The sequence below is a fragment of the Kosakonia sacchari SP1 genome, from assembly GCF_000300455.3.
GTDB lineage: Bacteria > Pseudomonadota > Gammaproteobacteria > Enterobacterales > Enterobacteriaceae > Kosakonia > Kosakonia sacchari.
Genome location: NZ_CP007215.2, coordinates 70468 through 89287, shown reverse-complemented (window position 1 = coordinate 89287; position 18820 = coordinate 70468). Strand labels below are relative to the sequence as shown.

The 18820-nt window shown below is 53.9% G+C and carries 17 protein-coding genes and 1 tRNA gene; 10 read left to right on the top strand and 8 right to left on the bottom strand.

Features of this window, described 5'->3' with window-relative positions:
* Window positions 1-123 precede the first annotated feature (123 nt).
* Window positions 124-1509 (top strand): nucleobase:cation symporter-2 family protein, encoded by a 1386-nt coding sequence (locus C813_RS23330; protein WP_017458157.1) that lies wholly within the window; start codon window positions 124-126, stop codon window positions 1507-1509.
* 121 nt (window positions 1510-1630) lie between these two features.
* Window positions 1631-3367, top strand: coding sequence for an AsmA family protein (locus C813_RS23325; RefSeq protein WP_017458156.1), 1737 nt, complete (start codon window positions 1631-1633; stop codon window positions 3365-3367).
* 50 nt (window positions 3368-3417) lie between these two features.
* Here the strand turns inward: C813_RS23325 and yicI are convergent, their stop codons facing one another.
* Window positions 3418-5736, bottom strand: a complete 2319-nt coding sequence (yicI, locus tag C813_RS23305) for an alpha-xylosidase (protein ID WP_017458155.1) — start codon at window positions 5734-5736, stop codon at window positions 3418-3420.
* Window positions 5737-5746: 10 nt separating this feature from the next.
* A complete protein-coding gene (locus tag C813_RS23280; RefSeq protein WP_017458154.1) occupies window positions 5747-7138 on the bottom strand; it encodes a glycoside-pentoside-hexuronide family transporter in 1392 nt (463 codons plus the stop codon).
* Between the two features lie 289 nt (window positions 7139-7427).
* Here C813_RS23280 and C813_RS23260 point away from each other — a divergent pair.
* Both C813_RS23260 and C813_RS23255 read left to right on the top strand, forming a co-directional pair.
* Window positions 7428-7522 (top strand) — tRNA-Sec (locus tag C813_RS23260).
* 190 nt (window positions 7523-7712) lie between these two features.
* Window positions 7713-8105, top strand: coding sequence for a hypothetical protein (locus tag C813_RS23255; protein ID WP_017458153.1), 393 nt, complete (start codon window positions 7713-7715; stop codon window positions 8103-8105).
* Between the two features lie 143 nt (window positions 8106-8248).
* Here the strand turns inward: C813_RS23255 and C813_RS23250 are convergent, their stop codons facing one another.
* A complete protein-coding gene (locus tag C813_RS23250) occupies window positions 8249-8422 on the bottom strand; it encodes a YlcI/YnfO family protein (RefSeq protein ID WP_017458152.1) in 174 nt (57 codons plus the stop codon).
* A 132-nt stretch (window positions 8423-8554) separates the two neighbouring features.
* Between C813_RS23250 and C813_RS23245 the strand changes: the two genes are divergently transcribed.
* Both C813_RS23245 and C813_RS23240 read left to right on the top strand, forming a co-directional pair.
* On the top strand, window positions 8555-8863 hold the full coding sequence (locus tag C813_RS23245) for a SymE family type I addiction module toxin (RefSeq protein ID WP_017458151.1): 309 nt from the start codon (window positions 8555-8557) through the stop codon (window positions 8861-8863).
* Window positions 8864-9139: 276 nt separating this feature from the next.
* Entirely contained in the window at window positions 9140-9421 is a 282-nt protein-coding gene (locus C813_RS23240) for a hypothetical protein (protein ID WP_017458150.1), read from the top strand.
* Between the two features lie 48 nt (window positions 9422-9469).
* On the opposite strand, the gene C813_RS23235 is transcribed toward C813_RS23240, so the two are convergent.
* Complete coding sequence (locus C813_RS23235) at window positions 9470-10573, bottom strand: alkene reductase (protein WP_017458149.1); 1104 nt, start codon at window positions 10571-10573, stop codon at window positions 9470-9472.
* Between the two features lie 114 nt (window positions 10574-10687).
* Window positions 10688-11362, bottom strand: a complete 675-nt coding sequence (locus C813_RS23230) for a helix-turn-helix transcriptional regulator (protein WP_017458148.1) — start codon at window positions 11360-11362, stop codon at window positions 10688-10690.
* Window positions 11363-12226: 864 nt separating this feature from the next.
* Between C813_RS23230 and C813_RS23225 the strand changes: the two genes are divergently transcribed.
* Window positions 12227-13285 (top strand): AbrB family transcriptional regulator, encoded by a 1059-nt coding sequence (locus tag C813_RS23225; protein WP_017458147.1) that lies wholly within the window; start codon window positions 12227-12229, stop codon window positions 13283-13285.
* A 20-nt stretch (window positions 13286-13305) separates the two neighbouring features.
* Here the strand turns inward: C813_RS23225 and C813_RS23220 are convergent, their stop codons facing one another.
* Window positions 13306-14190 (bottom strand): dihydrodipicolinate synthase family protein, encoded by an 885-nt coding sequence (locus C813_RS23220; RefSeq protein WP_017458146.1) that lies wholly within the window; start codon window positions 14188-14190, stop codon window positions 13306-13308.
* 10 nt (window positions 14191-14200) lie between these two features.
* On the bottom strand, window positions 14201-14893 hold the full coding sequence (locus tag C813_RS23215; RefSeq protein ID WP_017458145.1) for a B3/B4 domain-containing protein: 693 nt from the start codon (window positions 14891-14893) through the stop codon (window positions 14201-14203).
* A gap of 45 nt (window positions 14894-14938) precedes the next feature.
* Between C813_RS23215 and C813_RS23210 the strand changes: the two genes are divergently transcribed.
* The 3 genes from C813_RS23210 to C813_RS23200 all read left to right on the top strand — a co-directional run bounded on the left by C813_RS23210 (window position 14939) and on the right by C813_RS23200 (window position 17436).
* Window positions 14939-15541, top strand: coding sequence for a helix-turn-helix domain-containing protein (locus tag C813_RS23210; RefSeq protein WP_017458144.1), 603 nt, complete (start codon window positions 14939-14941; stop codon window positions 15539-15541).
* Window positions 15542-15651: 110 nt separating this feature from the next.
* Window positions 15652-16815 (top strand): multidrug effflux MFS transporter, encoded by a 1164-nt coding sequence (locus C813_RS23205; RefSeq protein ID WP_017458143.1) that lies wholly within the window; start codon window positions 15652-15654, stop codon window positions 16813-16815.
* A 225-nt stretch (window positions 16816-17040) separates the two neighbouring features.
* Window positions 17041-17436, top strand: coding sequence for a (R)-mandelonitrile lyase (locus C813_RS23200; RefSeq protein WP_025263792.1), 396 nt, complete (start codon window positions 17041-17043; stop codon window positions 17434-17436).
* A gap of 102 nt (window positions 17437-17538) precedes the next feature.
* Here C813_RS23200 and C813_RS23195 read toward each other — a convergent pair whose 3' ends face one another.
* Window positions 17539-18432, bottom strand: a complete 894-nt coding sequence (locus C813_RS23195) for a WYL domain-containing protein (RefSeq protein WP_017458141.1) — start codon at window positions 18430-18432, stop codon at window positions 17539-17541.
* Window positions 18433-18820 lie beyond the last annotated feature (388 nt).

Genomic DNA, 18820 nt, shown 5'->3' with positions numbered 1-18820 from the left:
TTTAGAACCTTATCCCGTAAAACGAACACCCCTTAGAAAAGTATGTTTTTAGCATAGCAACCGTTTGCTTTTACCAAACAGTCCGATAAAATCAGCGCTTTTCCATCCAGGGGATTGCTTGAGATGTCCGTAAACACCATCGAGTCAGAAAGTGCGCAACCGGTTGCGCAGACTCAACCCAGCGAATTGATCTACCGCCTTGAAGATCGCCCGCCGCTGCCGCAGACCCTGTTTGCCGCGTTACAGCACCTGCTGGCGATGTTTGTTGGCGTTATCACGCCCGCGCTGCTCATCTGCCAGGCGTTGGGTTTACCGGCTCAGGACACTCAGCACATTATCAGCATGTCGCTGTTCGCCTCGGGCGTCGCCTCTATTATTCAGATCAAAGCATGGGGGCCGGTCGGCTCCGGGTTGCTCTCGATTCAGGGCACCAGCTTTAACTTTGTTGCGCCACTGATCATGGGTGGTACCGCGCTGAAAACCGGCGGTGCGGACGTGCCCACGATGATGGCTGCGCTGTTCGGCACCCTGATGCTGGCCAGTTGCACTGAAATGGTCGTCTCCCGCATTCTGCCGTTTGCGCGGCGCATTATTACCCCGCTGGTTTCCGGCGTGGTGGTGATGATTATCGGCCTGTCGCTGATCCAGGTGGGGCTGACCTCCGTTGGCGGCGGTTTTGCCGCGATGGGCAACCACACCTTCGGCGCGCCGAAAAACCTGCTGCTGGCAGGCGTGGTTTTAGGGCTGATTATTCTGCTTAACCGCCAGCGCAACCCGTATCTTCGCATTGCATCGCTGGTGATCGCTATGGCGGTTGGCTATGTGCTGGCGATGTTTATGGGCATGCTGCCGGCATATAGCGCACCGGCAACGTCTTTTATGGTGCCAACGCCGCTTTACTACGGCCTGAGCATTGACTGGACCCTGCTGCTGCCGCTGATGCTGGTATTTATGATCACCTCGCTCGAAACCATCGGTGACATCACCGCCACGTCTGACGTTTCCGAGCAGCCCGTCGCTGGACCTCTGTATATGAAACGCCTGAAAGGCGGCGTGCTGGCAAATGGCCTCAACTCCTTTGTTTCCGCTGTTTTCAACACTTTCCCGAACTCCTGCTTCGGCCAGAACAATGGTGTTATTCAACTGACCGGCGTTGCCAGTCGCTATATCGGCTTCTTCATTGCGGTGATGCTGATGGTGCTCGGCCTGTTCCCGGCGGTCAGCGCTTTTGTACAGCAGTTGCCTGAACCGGTACTGGGCGGTGCAACGCTGGTGATGTTCGGTACTATCGCCGCATCCGGTGTGCGCATTGTTTCCCGCGAACCGCTGAACCGCCGTGCGATCCTGATTATCGCGCTGTCGCTGGCTGTGGGCCTCGGTGTTTCCCAGCAGCCGCAAATCCTGCAATTCGCCCCGGACTGGCTGAAAAACCTGCTCTCTTCCGGCATTGCTGCAGGTGGGATCACCGCGATTGTACTGAATCTGATTTTTCCGCCAGAGAAAAACTGATAACCCCCGCGGCAACGGGACGAAAACCGTTGCCGCTGTAACGCCCTTTCATCATTCCGCCCTTGAGCATTGCGCATAAATCGTGCATAACTGCCAGACTGGCAACTGGGGATGGAAGATCATGAAATTTCTTGGAAAGCTGCTCCTTTTCGTTGTTATCGCCCTGCTTGTGGCGGTCATCGCCTGCTATTTCCTGCTGCAAACCCGCTGGGGCGCAACGCAGGTCAGCAAGTGGGTGAATGATAACAGCGGCTATCACCTGACCTTTGAAGCGATGGATCACCGCTTCTCCTCCCCTTCCCATGTGTTGCTGAAAGGCGTAAATTTTGGCCGCAAAGGCAAACCGGCAACGCTGGTCGCCAAAACCGTCGATATCGGGCTGAGCAGCCGACAAATTACCGATCCGCTGCACGCCGATACCATTTTGTTACAGGACGGCACGCTAAATCTCTCCCCGGCAGCCGCACCACTGCCCTTCCAGGCCGACCGTCTGCAATTGACCAATATGGCCTTTAACAGCCCGACCACCGGCTGGGATCTCAGCGCCCAGCGCGTCACTGGCGGTGTTGCGCCGTGGCAACCCGTCGCGGGAAGTGTACTGGGCAGCAAGGCGCAAATTCAGATGAGCGCCGGTTCGCTGACGTTAAACGGCGTTCCCGCCAGTAACGTGTTGATTCAGGGCAGTATCGATAAAGATGTCGTTACGCTAACTACTATTGGCGCGGATATGGCGCGCGGCTCAATGACCGGCGATGCGCAACGCGCGGCGGATGGAAGCTGGATAGTGAATAATTTGCGGCTGAACGATATCCGCCTGCAAAGCGACAAATCCCTGCTCGATTTCTTTAGCCCACTGACGACGTTACCCTCGCTGAAAATTGGTCGTGTCGAAGTGACCGACGCCCGTTTACAAGGGCCGGGCTGGGCCGTCACCGATCTGGATTTAAGTTTGCGCAACTTGACGCTGACCAAAGGCGACTGGCAAAGCGAAGATGGCAGGCTGTCGATGAATGCCAGCGAGTTTATTTACGGCTCGCTGCACCTGTTCGACCCGATCCTCAATGCCAACTTCTCGCCGCAGGGCATTGCGCTGCAACAGTTCACCTCACGCTGGGAAAACGGCATGGTGCGCACGTCCGGCAACTGGTATCGCGCAGGCCACGCGCTGGTGCTGGACGACACCGCCTTTGCCGGGCTGGAATACACGCTGCCGGAAAACTGGAAGCAGCTATGGATGGATGATTTGCCCGCGTGGCTGAACACCGTGACGCTGAAAAAATTCAGCGCCAGCCGCAACCTGGTGATTGATATCGACCCGGCTTTCTCGTGGCAACTGACGGCGCTGGACGGCTACGGCGATAACCTGCAACTGGTGCGCGAGCGCAAATGGGGCGTGTGGGGCGGAACGGCGAAGCTGAACGCCGCTGCCGCCACCTTTAACCGCGTGGACGTACGCCGCCCGTCACTGGCGCTGAACGCCAACAGCAATGTCGTCACCATCAGCGAGCTAAGCGCCTTTACGGGGCAAGGGTTGCTGGAAGCCAAAGCGGTGGTTGCGCAAACGCCGGATCGCAGCGTGAATCTAAACCTGAACGGTCGCGGCGTGCCAGTGAATGTATTACAGGAATGGGGCTGGCCGGCGCTGCCCATCAGCGGCGACGGTAATCTCCAGCTCACCGCCAGCGGCAATGTGCGCGCCGATGCGCCGCTTAAACCGTCGGTGAACGCCGAGCTTTCCGCTATTAACGTGCAGAAACAGCAAATCAAACAGAGCATGCATGGCGGTGTGGTTTCCGGCGGCGTTGTTGCGCCTCCGGCGGAATCCACATCAGCGCCTTCTCCTCAGCCGACTCCCTGAACATGACATTTCCTCTCCCTTACGGGGGAGGAATATCGCGAAGCAAAAATTCACAGCGTAATGCGTATCTCCCCGCCCTGCGGCGTAATCACCACGCCTGACTCACTGCCAGATTGCGTGGCGCCTTGTACACCCGCAATCTGCGCGATATTGCGCAGGCACAGCGTCCAGTTGTGACACTCTCCTTCGCTACGTAAGGTAATCACGCCCGCATCGCGTTTAGCCCGTAAACGAAAAATTACCGCACCGCGGGCATCCGGCACGTCGCACAACGCTTCGCGTCCCTCATCCAGCGCAAATAGCTGGAAAGCGGTGCCGTCATGCCAGGTGTAATCCGGGCGCTGGTCGTTGCTGCCGAGCGCCAGCAGGGTGTTATCCCGCATGTACACCGGCAGGCTCATAAAGTCGTGCCGCTGTTTATGCCAGCGGCCACCGGTTAATGTGTCGTTGTGCCACAAATGCGTCCAACGTCCTTCCGGCAGGTAAAACTGCACGTCACCCGCTTCACTGAACACTGGCGCGACCAGCAGCGCATCGCCAAGCATGTACTGGCGGTCAAGATAGTCACAGGCCGGATCGTTCGGGAAGGAGAGCATCATGGCGCGCATCATCGGCAAACCCGATTCGTGTGCCAGCGCAGCCTGGCGGTAGAGGTACGGCATCAAACGGCATTTTAGTTGCGTGAAGTGGCGCACCACATCGCAGGACTCGTCATCGTACGCCCACGGCACACGGTAAGATTTGCTGCCATGTAAGCGACTGTGGCTGGAGAGCAAACCAAACGCGCACCAGCGTTTGTAAACATGCGCGGGTGCGGTGTTTTCAAAGCCTCCAATATCATGGCTCCAGAAACCAAAACCAGACAGGCCAATCGATAGCCCGCCGCGCAGGCTTTCCGCCATCGATTCATAGTTGGCATAGCAGTCGCCGCCCCAGTGTACCGGGAACTGTTGCGCACCAACGGATGCCGAGCGGGCAAACAGCACCGCGTCTTGCTCACCAACGGTTTCTTTCAGCACGTTCCACACCAGCTCGTTGTAGATGTAGGCGTAATGGTTGTGCATTTTCTGCGGACACGCGCCGTTATGCCACACCACATCAGTCGGGATGCGCTCGCCAAAATCGGTTTTGAAGCAGTCCACGCCCATCGCCACTAAATCTTTGAGTTTATTTGCGTACCACTGGCAGGCTTCCGGGTTGGTGAAATCATAAATCGCCAGCCCCGGTTGCCATTTATCCCATTGCCACAGCGAACCGTCCGCGCGTTTCAGCAGGTAGCCCTTCTCTTTCAACTCGCGAAAAACCGGCGATTTCTGGCCGATATAGGGGTTTATCCAGACGCAGATTTTCAGCCCGCGCGCTTTCAGGCGTTTAATCATTCCTGCCGGATCCGGGAAGGTCACCGGATCCCACTCAAAATCGCACCACTGGAAAGCCTTCATCCAGAAACAGTCGAAATGGAAAACGTGCAGCGGTAGCTGGCGCTCCGCCATGCCGTCAATAAAGCTGTTCACCGTCGCTTCGTCGTAGTTGGTGGTAAACGAGGTGGTGAGCCACAAGCCAAACGACCACGCAGGCGGCAACGCCGGACGACCGGTGAATTGCGTATAGCGGTTCAGCACGTCCTGCGGCGTTGGGCCGTCGATAACGAAATATTCGAGATATTCGCCCTCAACGCTGAACTGCACTTTGGAGACCTTCTCCGAACCCACTTCAAACCCCACCGCTTGCGGATGGTTTACCAGCACGCCGTAGCCACGATTGGTGAGATAAAAGGGGATATTCTTGTACGACTGCTCGGTGCTGGTGCCGCCGTCGCGGTTCCAGGTTTCCACCATTTGCCCGTTGCGAACCAGCGCAGTAAAACGCTCGCCGAGGCCATATACCGTTTCACCCACGCCCAAATCCAGCCGCTCAAACAGGTAATTGCGGCCACTGTTGCCATCCTGCACGTAGCCGTTGTTTTTCAACTGGCTACCGGTAATGCGCACGCCATCGCGCAGAAAATCGAGCGCCCAGTTTTCACCTTTACCAATGCGCACACTGAGCGCACCGCTTTGCAGCTCGGCAAATTCTTCGGTGTTGCGCATTTCCACGTGGACGTTTTGCGCAACATTAAGCGGGAAGTGCGGGCCGTTATCTATTGCTCCCTGAAAATGCTCGATGCGCACGCCAATAATCCCTTCCTGCGGCGAGAAAAAGCGCAGGGTGAAGAGCGGCGTATCCAGTTGCCAGGTGCGCTCGCGCACATCGCGCGGGGCGGCATAGACCACCATCTCATTACCCTGTTGTTCGACATCGAACACCTGAACCGGCTGGATCAATGTCAGACCAGGCTGGATAAGCCAGTTGCCATCACTGATTTTCATGCGTAACTCCTTACAGTAACTCTTCCCGGGGTGAAACATGACCAAACCGTGGCTGACTGCGGTGTTCGCCGCGTGCCAACTGTTCCATGATTGTTTTGAGGAACGGAGTTTTCAGGGTGTAGTAGCGTTTGGCGATAAAGGCGCTGAGCAAATAGCAGGCCGCCGGAACCAGCGTAAACAACGCAATGATGATGCTGATGGTGGCGCTGTTCTGGCTCTGCGCCGCGGCATTGTAACCACCGCCCGCCAGCGCCCAGCCGATCAACGCGCCGCCGAAAGCGAGGCCGAGTTTCAGTACGAACAACGTACCCGCAAAGCTGATGCCGGTGAGACGTTTACCGTTACACCACTCGCCGTAATCAACGGTGTCGGACATCATCACCCACTGGATCGGCGTAACCAGCTGATGCAGCACGCCAATGACGAAGATAAAGATGAACATGGTGACGCTGGCCTGAATCGGCACGAAGAACATGGCGATGCTGAGCACGGTGAGCGCCGCGTTGGTCCACCAGAAGATGGTGACTTTGCATTTCCAGTCGGTGAGCGGCTTGGCCAGTGCGCTGCCAATCAGGTTGCCGACGCAGTAGGTAGTGAGAAACGCGGTGAAAATGGCGGCATCACCCATGATCCAGGTGACGTAATACATCATCGCGCCGCCGCGCACGCAGACAGCGAGGATATTGAGAATGGTCAGCAGGCCGACAATGCGCCACTGGTCGTTTTGCCAGATATCGCGCAGGTCTTCACGCATGGAAGTGGTGCTCGGCGGCGCCTGAATACGCTCTTTGGTGGTGAAAAAGCAGAACGCCAACATCATAAAAGCAACCACCGAGAGCACTGCAATGCCACCCTGGAAACCGAAGACTTTGTCATCACCGCCAATCAGTTTCACCAGCGGCATCATCAGCACAGTAGAGAGCATGCCGCCCGCCGTCGCCAGCACGAAACGCCAGGATTGCAGCGAGATGCGCTGCTGCGGGTCGTTGGTGATCACACCGCCGAGGGCGCAATAAGGAATGTTGACCACGGTGTAAAGCAGGGTGAGTAACGTATAAGTGACAGCGGCGTAGATCATCTTACCGCTGAGGCTGAGATCCGGCGTGCTGTAGGCCAGAACGCACACAATGCCGAACGGCAGTGCGCCAAAAATTATCCATGGGCGGAACTTACCCCAGCGGCTGCGGGTGCGATCGGCGAGCAGCCCCATGCACGGGTCCGAAACGGCGTCTAATGCACGCGCCAGCAGAAACATGGTGCCGACAAACCCGGCAGGGATGCCAAAGATATCGGTATAAAAGAACATCATGTACAGCATTACGTTATCAAAGACGATATGGCTGGCGGCGTCCCCCATGCCGTAGCCAATCTTTTCTTTCACAGAAATAATCTGACTGTCCATTTTTGTTTCCTTTACGCATGAAAAATACGCAGAAAGCGGTTTCAGACGTTGTAAACGATTGGATTTCAGCCGGGTATTGCGAATTCTTGTTATCTGATTACGTTTATTCTTTTCTGTGATCGCGGTTCCTTTAGCGTGTGAAAAATTGCTAAGCCTTGGAAAAGATGAGGATTTATCTTAAACAGCCGTTCGCGACGGAAGCACAATGCGAAAATTTATGGCGGGGGTATGTGGTAAATGCCTGAAAGTAGCTATAATGCGCCCCGCCTCCATGTAGCAATGCAGGCGCGGAAGATCGTCATCTCCGGTGAGGTGGCTGGACTTCAAATCCAGTTGGGGCCGCCAGCGGTCCCGGGCAGGTTCGACTCCTGTGATCTTCCGCCAAAATGAAGACCTATCACATATGCAAATAATTTATTAAGGAATAACTTTTATTTGCACAACTTATATTCATCTTAAGGTTGAAAAATATATCTTAATTTATGTGAAGTGGATTGAAATATTATCAACTCAGCCAATTTTATATTCACCATTATCTGATAAATTACGGATTCACTCTTACAAGGATGAATATATGACTGCTGCCATTCGTTTTCGAGCCTCTTGCATCAAAACATTATCATCTGTAGAAGCAAACCCAGAAAAATCACACCAGCATGAATTTAACGGAGTTAAAGAATTAAAAGCTTTATTAGGTATGGATGAATTTAAATGCGATGCGCAATTCTCTATACGGGGATCACAAATCTCAAATCTGGCACAAATTACTTGGTATGACGCCCGCATTTCACACTTATCGAGATCAGAGTATCGACTTTATTTTACGCCAAATGAAGTTATGGATAATGCTGCTGAAGGCGACAATATAATTATAGGGTATGATACCAATGATAACCTGCAGATTATATTAATAAAAATGGGAACCACTTCGCATGAGGGGTTAATTAAACATTGGCGAGCAAACTAGCGGTGCATCTTTTTATTCACTGATGCCAGTATAATTCTGGCATCAAAAATTATTACACATCAATAAATTATAATATATTTAAAGGTGAAATATAATTAAGGAGAGGTTTTTCTAATCCGTTTAGAATAAGAAAGTAGCATCTTTTATTCTTTTTCGTGTTCTGCCTCAAGCCGCATTCTACAAGCCTCTTTCACCCACTTACTAAAATTCCCTTTTCCCGCCGCTTTCTCAATCTGTTCCAAAAGATCATCTTCAAACCGGATGTTCTTCATCGTGCTTTTGGTTCGATCAAAATTTAGCTTCTTTTTCTCTTGCATGGTAGGTACCACTTCGGTTACGTTATGTTCATGTGGTACCTACCACATGAAATTGGATTTCGTAAACAACGCCCCGATGTGCAGCAACACAACCGGAGCGTCTAACCATCCCCAACTATCAAGGAGTTGATAATGGCTGATCCGCATTCTACCTCAGACTTCACCATCGCCGGAACCGAGCACAACGTAATTGTGCGATATCGCCCGAATCAGGGCGACGCGAGCACGCCGAGTATTACGCTTTCCGGCAAGTGGTTGCGCGATGCCGGGTTTAATACCGGGCAACATATTCTGGTGAAAGTGATGCAGGGCTGCATCGTGCTAGTGAAATACAGTGATAAAGAGGAGTGGCTGGCGACGGCGCTGGATAAAACGCGCAAGCAGCTCAGGGAAGTGAAAGGGGTGGTGAAAAACGCCTGGCTGAAATCACGGTCAGAGTGAATCCCGGCGCGTTTGCCGCATCTCAAACAGATGCCTGTTCGCAGGCTCTGTTTGCTGGCACTGACGGAAATAAATCCAGATGGTTTCCTGCTCAGGTGTAGAAAGAAAAAGCGATGAAAAACACAGCGCCCGTAAACGTCGTGGCCAGCAAAAACGGCAGCTTCAGCGACACATCGCCGCCTGAAAAAAGGCGTAAAAAGTCGTTCGTTTCCCTTTCTCCATCGCCACTATTAAGGCGTAAAATAAGCGCCTCGATATTCCGACAGACAACAACCGATGAAGCGTTACCTTTTTATTCTCTCCACCGCCCTTATTTTCAACACCAGCTTTGCCGCCGCCCCGTTGCCGAAAGACGTGCAGGATTTTCGTCATCTTGCCGATCAATGCGAGCATTTTGCCGCCGAGCAGGATTCCGACCTCGACGAACAGCGCCAGAAAGAGCTGGATGCCAGCCTGCAAGCCACCTGTGGCAAAGCGGTGGTGCAGCTCAAAACGCTGCGGGAAAAATACAAGAATGACGCGGCATTAATGAAAGTGATTAATGCCTACGATTTCTGACGGCAGTTTGCAGCACGCAAAAACGGGGGCATTAGCCCCCGTTCGTTATTACGCTTTCTGCAATGGATAATCCAGGTAGCCTTCTGCGCCGCCGCCAAAGAATTTCTCCCTGATCGGTTCATTGAGCGGCAGGTTATGTTGCAGGCGGTACGGCAAATCCGGGTTAGCGATAAACGGTCGGCCAAAACCAATTAAGTCTGCCCAGCCTTTTGCCAGCGCTTCTTCGGCGCGCTCCGGCGTGTATTTGCCGGAGTAGATCAGCGTGCCGTGGAAAATAATACGCAGCGCCTCTTTAAAAGCCGCAGGCATCACCGGCGCGTCGTCCCAGTCTGCTTCGGCGATGTGAATGTAAGCAATGCCAATCGCATTCAGAACGCTGGCCGCCGCGAGATAAGTGGCTTCCGGCGTATCATCGCGTGAACCCATCAGCGTAGTCAGCGGCGCCAGGCGAATGCCGACACGCTCTTTACCAATCGCCGCCGAAACGGCTTCGACCACCTCTTTCATAAAGCGCAGACGGTTTTGCAGCGAACCGCCATATTCGTCGTCGCGCAGGTTCGACTGCGAATCAATAAACTGGTTAATCAGATAGCCGTTCGCGCCATGCAGTTCGATGCCATCAAAACCAGCGGCAATCGCATTACGCGCGGCCTGGGCGTAGTCGTTGACGATAGCGGGAATTTCATCCACTAACAGCGCGCGCGGCATAGAGTGCTGCACCATATCGCCCACGCCGTTTTCCGGCCCACGCCCTTCCACATCGACAAACACTTTTACGCCTTCGGCCTGAATCGCCGACGAAGAAACCGGCGCCGCGTTACCGGGCTGCAATACGGTGTGGGAAACGCGCCCCACATGCCACAACTGGGCAAAGATTTTGCCGCCCGCGCGATGCACTGCATCGGTCACTTTTTTCCAGCCCGCAATTTGCGCATCGCTGTAAATACCCGGCGTCCAGGCGTAGCCCTGACCCTGCTGGCTGATTTGCGTGCCTTCGCTGATAATCAGCCCGGCACTGGCGCGCTGGGCGTAGTAATCCGCCATCATATCGGTTGCCACATCACCCGTTCCGGCGCGGGAGCGGGTCATCGGTGGCATAACAATACGGTTAGTCAATGCGAGCGTATTCAGGGAATAGTTATCGAATAACATGGTGGCTTATCCTTCTTTGATTCGGTCACTGTGGTTGCGGTTAGCAACCTGATGAGAAGCAGGATAGGCGCACAAGAATTTTGAATAAACAGCAATAAAAGCAATAAACTATTGCTAGGTTGTCAATAAATAACGCTGGCCTGCCCTTATCGCAGGTATGTGGCAAAAACTGCCAGAATAGAGGGGCGAAACCGCAGGTTCTGAAGCAGGCTTATTCGCGCGTCGTATCATCTTTAGCTCATTCGTCCCGATACGGGGAAGAAATATCGCATCTGCCATGACTTTTCCTTCAGAGCAACAAAAACAGTCGTTCCAGTTATTATAAATATGAATAAGCTCCGCCATACTGTTTAAACCGAGTTTACGCAGTATGGCGTTTTTATAATTACTGACGATTTTTTTATCGATGCCCAATGCTTGCGAAATCGTATCGCTGGACTGGTACTCAAGAAACCGCAACATAATTTTATATTCCGTCGCGCTAAAATGGACTTCGCGAAAGGAATATATATCCTCATGACCCTTAAGGAAATTAAGTATTTTTCTGATCTCATGCCGAAGCAAAGATACAGATGAAGATTTATCGATAGATATAAAGCGAGTGCAAATAAATGAATTAAACCCTTTTTCTTCACTTAAAATATAAAGCAATGAATTCATGCTAAAAAATAATATTTTTCCATCTCCCCGTTCAAAGGCAACCAGTGTATGCGTTGCATGCGGGTTAATGGCTTTAAGCAGCTTATCCATGCCCATGACAAAATAGCTATCCTGAGAGATGATATACATATCCAACCTCCGGGAAATATTATTTGCCAGCGAATTATAACGAAAACACATTATGCCTTCGGTTAATTCAAAAGGTTATATAGCGTTTTGCAATAAGAGAAATGGGTGAATCAGAAAAAAATAAAGTCGCAAAAAAATGCTACCGCCCCTGGTTTTCACCAAAGCCTACCGAGACGTCCGATATTCGCCATAGCCAATAAATCCATAACAAAAGCAATTTAATCCATAAGAGAAACAATGGGTGGTTGAAGATACATTTCACTTAGGGAGATGCGATAGTTTATGAATCAATCGCCTGGAAGCACTATGCTTAACTTAATAAAAAAAGCGGCAATAAATTCTGCCACATTTAAAATCACATAAATGTATAAATAAATTAACAACTTATTATTTTTTAAATAACAACAGTAACACAGAGTAATAAAAAATTAGCCACTACGCTCGCATAACGCAAGAAAGCTCACAATAGTTTAGGAATTTTCATAAATGTCCAAACCGATAACTAGAATAGCCTATACCAATCAAATTATTACGAAAGCAGAAAATAGTTGAATTAGAAAAAATATATCCTCTTGAACACATATTTTTGGTTAAAACGCCGCTTCGCTTCACAGTACGCAGAACAAATAGGTGGGGCTGCGCTTATCAATGGCTGAAAACAGCGAACAGGATGACCGCAAATTCCGACGTGGAGAGTAAGATCTGTTAAGCCATGTTGCCGTGAGGAACAGTGCATTTGCAGGGAGAGTGAAGAACACTTACATTCAAAGACCCAACCTTGCTTTTCAACACGTTATTTTCGGGAAGCGTTATGCCGTTGATTGATCTTACCGCCGCTGTTGTAGCGTGTAGGGAGTGCCGCTGATGGCGACACACGCGCCCTGGTTTCGCAACTGGTTACAGCTTATCGCCCTTTCATTGCTCTTCGTTGCTGTGATGGAACTGATCCATCTGCCCGCAGCGCTTCTGTTGGGCCCGATGTTTTCCGGTATTCTTCTCGCCATCTTCAACCGGCCTGTTACCGTCAGTAAAAAATGGTTCGCCGCCGCGCAAGCGGTGGTTGGCGCGATGATTGCGCATGCGATCCCGCCGTCAGTGTTTGGCCGCATCGCCGCCGACTGGCCACTGTTTATCAGCTGTATTTTCTCCGTTATTTTCGCCAGTGCAATCCTGGGCTGGATCATGGCGAAATTGCAGGTTTTCCCCGGTTCAACAGCGATTTGGGGATCGTCGCCAGGCGCGGCGGCGGCGATGACGATTATGGCCGAGAGCTTTGGCGCGGATGTCCGTCTGGTGGCGTTTATGCAGTACCTGCGGGTGATGATCGTGGCACTGGTCGCGGTACTGGTGACCCGTATGTGGATGGGCACTGAGAGCGCGGATCACGCGGTCGCCACCTTTACCCTGTTCGGCCCGGTGCGCTGGCTGCCGTTTGCCGGAACATTACTGGTGATTGCCGCAGGTTTCCTGATTGCCCGCTGCGTCAAAATTCCCTCCGGGCCAATGTTGATAACGTTGGCGCTGGGAATAATGGTGGAAGATACCGGTTTGCTGACGCTGGAATTGCCGCCGTGGTTACTGGCGCTTTCTTACGCACTGATTGGCTGGAGTATCGGTTTACGTTTTACGCGGGAGATTGTCTGCTATGCCGCCCGCGCGTTACCGCGCGTGCTGCTGTCGGTACTGACGCTTGTCGCGGTGTGCTGCGGTTTTGCCTGGTTACTGGTGCATTTCGCGGGGATCGATCCGCTCACGGCCTACCTCGCCACCAGCCCCGGCGGCGCGGATACGGTGGCGATTATCGCCTCGTCAAGCCAGGTCGATATCTCGTTTGTAATGGCGATGCAGACCGGGCGTTTTATCCTGGTGCTGATAACCGGCCCGGCGATTTCCCGCTTTGTGGCGAAACGACTGGGGGCGTAACACTGCGCCCCCCGGCTATCTCAACCCGCTAACCGCAGTTGCTCGATCACCTCAGCCACCTCGCGGCGCGCATCGCCAGTGAGCGTCCGCAATGGCGCTGGCAAGCACGATGCGCCCGCTAAACCCAGCAGTTCCGCCGCCGTGGCCATCACCCGCAGGCTACCGCCGTAGCGTTTAAAGAGGTCCCACAAGGGTTGCAGCGCATCAGAGTGGGCGCGCGCCAGTGTAAAATCTCCGGCTTGTGCCGCGCGGGAAATAGCCAGAGCCGCTTGCGGGAACACCCCACCGAGTACCGAATACCAGACGCCGCATCCGGCGCGAAGACCGTCAACCGCGATGGCATCGCCGCTAATACCCAGCGTGATGCTCTGTGGAATTAGCGGACGCAGGCGCGCAGCCCGCTCGGGTGCGGAAATCGGTGGGATTTTGATTGAGCCGATATTAGGCAACTGCGCAATACGAAGCAGCAACTCGTCGCTAAAGGTGAAATGGGTGGCACCGGGGTTATCGTACACGCAGAGCGGCACGGAGAGTTCGCGCGTCACGGCGGCAAACAGGCTGAACACTTCCTCTTCGGTTAACGCGTGGTAGGAGACCGGTGCCAGCAGCACGGCGCTAACGCCCGCTTTCTGCGCATCTTCCGCCAGCCACAGCACATCGCGCGTGCGCAAGGCGCCAATTCCGGCAATCACCGGAACCGCGCCGGAATGTTCCGTCGCCAGGCGCAGCGCATTAGCCCGCTCGGTACGGCTAAAATAGGGGTAGCACCCCGTCGAACCCAGTGCGCCAATCGAATCGACGCCGGCGACACGCAGCCGTTCAATCAACTTCACGTAAGCCGCTTCATCCAGCCGTTCATCGCGCAGCGGCGACAGCGGAAATGCGCTCAATCCTGTGAAATCCATTCTTCCCCCTTCAGAGATCAAACCCGAGCCTGGTTGTTTCAACACGACAGCCCGGCATCATACGTTGCAATCCGGCGATCAGTTCGTCGCCTGCCTCACATAATGCGTCCAGCGGCATTTCCGGCAGGCTTTCGAGGATAAACCACATCTGGCTGTCGGCAGCGCTCAGGCGGGTGCGCACGCCCTGCCGCCAGTTCCAGCGGCGGCACGTTACGCCCGTGTCATCGCGCCAGATAACTTCCCCCGGCTCCGGTGACTCATGCGCCAGCTCGCCCTCTTTCATCATGTCGAACAACTCCGTACCGTCGGCGATCGTCAGACACGGCGCGCCGTGATAGGCCGCAATGTTCTCGCCACCGACCGGAATAGCGTAGCGCAGGCTGATGGCATTATAGAGATCCACCACCGGGTCAATTGCAGGTACCACGCCGTCGCGCTGCACACGTTTTCGCAGCGCCTGCGCCGAACAGGGCGTGCGTTTTGGCTTCGCGCCGAAGCGCTTAAAGACCTCATCCCATGCTGCCAGATGCGCATCCGCCCAGGCCGGGCCGCCCGCCGCGACACATTCACACGCACTCGCCAGTGCCGCTTCGCCCACGTGCGGGTTCAGTAGCGGCGCAGCTTCAACATAAACGCTAAGCGCGCGAAAACCAGGGGCGATGACGGCAAGACGAGCATCGATTGACGGCTGAACGGAAAGCATCGGATAATCCTTTTTAGTGACCATTTTATTGCATAGTATCGACCGATGACCAAAAAAGTCAATAAACCGACCGATTCAGGCGCCGATGTTCATCGCGTCAGTGAAGCGGTGGCAACGCGTATTAAAGCGTTTCGTAAGCAACAAAAACTCTCGCTGGATGAGCTTTCGCGCCGCGCGGGCGTCAGTAAAGGCATGCTGGTTGAGATCGAAAAATGTCTCGCCAACCCGAGCATCGCTTTGCTGTGCAAAATCGCCGCCGCAATGGGCGTTTCCGTGGCGGATATTGTCGACGTCGCCAGTAAACCGACCGCGCATCTGATAGCAAAAGAAGATATTCCTACATTGTGGCAGGGCGAAAACGGCGGCACTGCGCGGTTGCTGGCAGGCACCAGCGGGCCGGATATGCTGGAGATGTGGCGCTGGGAGATGTTCCCCGGCGAACGGTTCGCCTCACCAGGCCACCCTTCCGGCACCATAGAACTGCTGCACGTTGAGCGCGGCACGCTGCACATTCAGGTTGGGCAAACGGCGCTTATTATTGGCGAAGGTTGTTCCGCCGTGGCGCAAACCGACACCGCGCACCACTACGCTAATGAAAGCAGCCAACCCGTTATTTTCACTATGACGGTCAGCGAGCGCCATTCATGAATCTGGCTCATAACGTCATTATGATTTAATGGCGTTATCATTTGTGCCGCACTGATTAAGATACCGTCCCGCCCTTGTCGGCGTTCCCTTCGTGACTTAATCAGGATTTTATGAACAACAAGCTCCACGGGCCGCTATTTCTCGCGATCCTCAGCGCGCTGATGGCCTTTACCTCCCTGTCGACGGATATTTACCTGCCCGCAATGCCCCTGATGGCAAAAGAGTTACAGGGCGATATCGAACTGACCATCACCGGTTTTTTGGTCGGCTTCGCGCTGGCGCAGCTGGTTTGGGGGCCAATTAGCGACGCGATCGGCCGCCGCACGCCGCTGTTTATTGGCATGCTGTTGTTTGTCATCGGTTCTGCTGGCTGTGCGCTTTCCACAGAAATCCACCAGATGGTGTTCTGGCGAGTGTTTCAGGCTTTCGGTGCTTGCACCGGCCCGATGCTGGCGCGGGCGATGATCCGCGATCTGTTTGCCCGCACCCGCGCGGCGCAAATGCTCTCAACATTAACCATCATCATGGCGATTGCGCCGATCGTTGGGCCGCTGGCGGGCGGGCAAATTATTCAAATCACCAGCTGGCACGCTATTTTTTGGCTGCTGGCCGGGATTGGCGCGCTGATGTTCATTTCGCTCTATTTCCTGCCGGAAACCTTACCCGCCGAAAAGCGCACCAAAGCCTCGCTGCCGGGCGTGTTTCGTAACTACTTCGCACTGCTGCGTAACCGCGCGTTTATGCGTTACACGCTGTGTGTGACCTTTTTCTACGTCTCTGCCTATGCCTTTATTACCGGTTCGCCGTTCGTTTACATCCGCTATTACGGCATTGATCCGCAATATTACGGCTGGCTGTTTGCCATCAATATTGTCGGCTTAATGGGGGTGAGCTTTCTGAACCGGCGGCTGGTGCAGCGCCATCCGCTAGATAAGTTACTGAAAATTGCCGTCACGGTTGCCACAGTGGCGATGGTGGTTCTGGCGCTGGCGGTGAAGTTGCAGTTTGGTGGTATTGCTGCAGTGATCATTCCGGTGTTTCTGTTCTTTTCGATGAACGGCATTATCGCCGCCACCTCAACCGCCGCCGCGCTCGACGCCGTGCCCTCTATCGCCGGTTCCGCCTCGGCGCTGATTGGCTCGCTGCAATATGGCAGCGGTATTATCTCGTCGCTGCTGCTAACGTGGTTTCGCGACGGAACGCCGTGGACGATGGCGTGGATCATGGCGCTATTTACCCTTGCCAGTACAGTAATGGCGCTACGCCGCCATTGATGAGTTTTACTCATAAGCTCATGCCGATTTCCCCTAATAGTGCCGGTAGTCGGTGAGGATTATGATCGCCCTGTCACTTTTCCTTTCGGAGGGGATATGGCACAGAAAACCTTGCTGATTACCGGTGTCAGTCGCGGTTTTGGCCGCGAACCACTACTTTCTGCCTGCAACGGTTTCTCACCTGCCAGCTACGCTTTAAAACGTATTCAAACACGGGAGAACAACATGAAAATCATCCGCAGCGCATCGGTTCCCTCCGCGCAAGGGCCGCAAGACTATTTCACTGGACGCGTACGTATCGACGCACCGTTTAAAGCTGACGGACCCGCACGCGTTGGCGGCGCGACGGTCACGTTTGAGCCCGGCGCACGTACCGCGTGGCACACCCATCCACTAGGACAAACGCTGATTATTACCCACGGTAAAGGGTGGATTCAGTGCGAAGGCGAAGCCGTCCAGGAGATGAACCAGGGCGATATTGTCTGGATCCCGGAAGACGTGAAGCACTGGCACGGCGCAACGGCTGAGAACGCCATGACTCATATCGCCATTGCCGAATCACTAAACGGCAGCCCGGTTACCTGGCTTGAACATGTTACCGACGAGCAGTATCACGGTTGAGCACCTGAACAACCGCCGCTTAATGGCGTATTCGCGGCGTGGCCCGTGATTACTGGCCCAACAACGTAAGGTGCCAGCCAGTAAGTGCGATAAACGCGGACGCTATCTCTGCGCCACGCCGTGGGCGTAGCGCAGGTGCAGATCCTGCTCGAACTGTTCGCGCAGCGACGCCGGAGAAAGAATGCCGATATCCGGCAACCAGTAGCGCAACCAGCGAAACAGCGTGTGCGGATCGGTGATGGCAGTGGCAAGCGTTAAGCTGCCGTCATCATGCTGTTCAACAATACGTTGTGCCGGAAACAGCGCCCGACGGGTGACATATTCGGCGGCGTGGGCCGAGACGCGCAACAGCGCTTCAACCCTTGAACCAAAGCGGATGCCGACGCTGTTTTCCAGCTCCGCCAGCACCTCGGCGTGGGGCTCAAAATTAAGCGTCGTGCTTTTCAGATTTTCGATTCGCGCTACTTCAAACGCTTTCAGCCGCCCATTTTCCACCGCTGCCAGATACCAGAGACCGTACTGGTTAATCAGCCGATAGGGCTGCGCGCAGCGGGGTTTATCGCGATAGTGATATTCCACTTCGCAATGCCCGGTAATGGCGTGATTAAGCTGATTAAGCAGATCTTCAATTTGCCGGTTCTCCCGGCTACTCGGCGCGTGAAAGGTAATATTGCTGCGGTGCTGCATAGTGTTACGCAGCGATTGACCATCATTACGCGGAAACAGGTGCGCCACGCCGGTAAAATCGGCGAACTCCGCCAAATGGCCATTATGCAAGGCAGGAAGAAGATGGACGCTGAGTTTATACCGCCCCGGCGAAACCTGATCGAGAATATGCCCAAGCCGTGCCAGATCGCGATAAGCCGTACGTTCAGTGATACCGAATTTTTCGCACAACCACGCTTTATCAATGATCTTTCCCTGATACAACGCCGCGAAGATCTCGCACAGCCGCTCAATCAACGGGTCGTGTTTTCTGTCGTGACTTTCCTTCATTGTGACGGGTTCCGGAATACAAAGTCTCAGAAGACGTTAACGGTTACGGCCTGACCCTCGCGCCACGGCCCTGCTATCCAGGTAAAACCTTGTTTTTTCATAGTGGTTAACGGCAGTAATGCGAAAAACTAAAATGAAATTTCCGCCCAAAGCGCAACAATTACACAATGCCATGATTTCGCTCAGGGAAAGATAAACGATTGCCCTGACAGGGCGTGTCACTCGGGGATTTTTTGCACTTTACCGCTGCGTTTACTTCAACAAAACCTCAAAGTTCCGCCGCGCTCATGGCGAAAGGTATCCGCGTCACCGACACCGGTTCAATGGGTAACGTGATAGTTCAGGGCTAAGCCTCCGGCGTTCACCAAAGCGCAAAACCCGTGCCGCA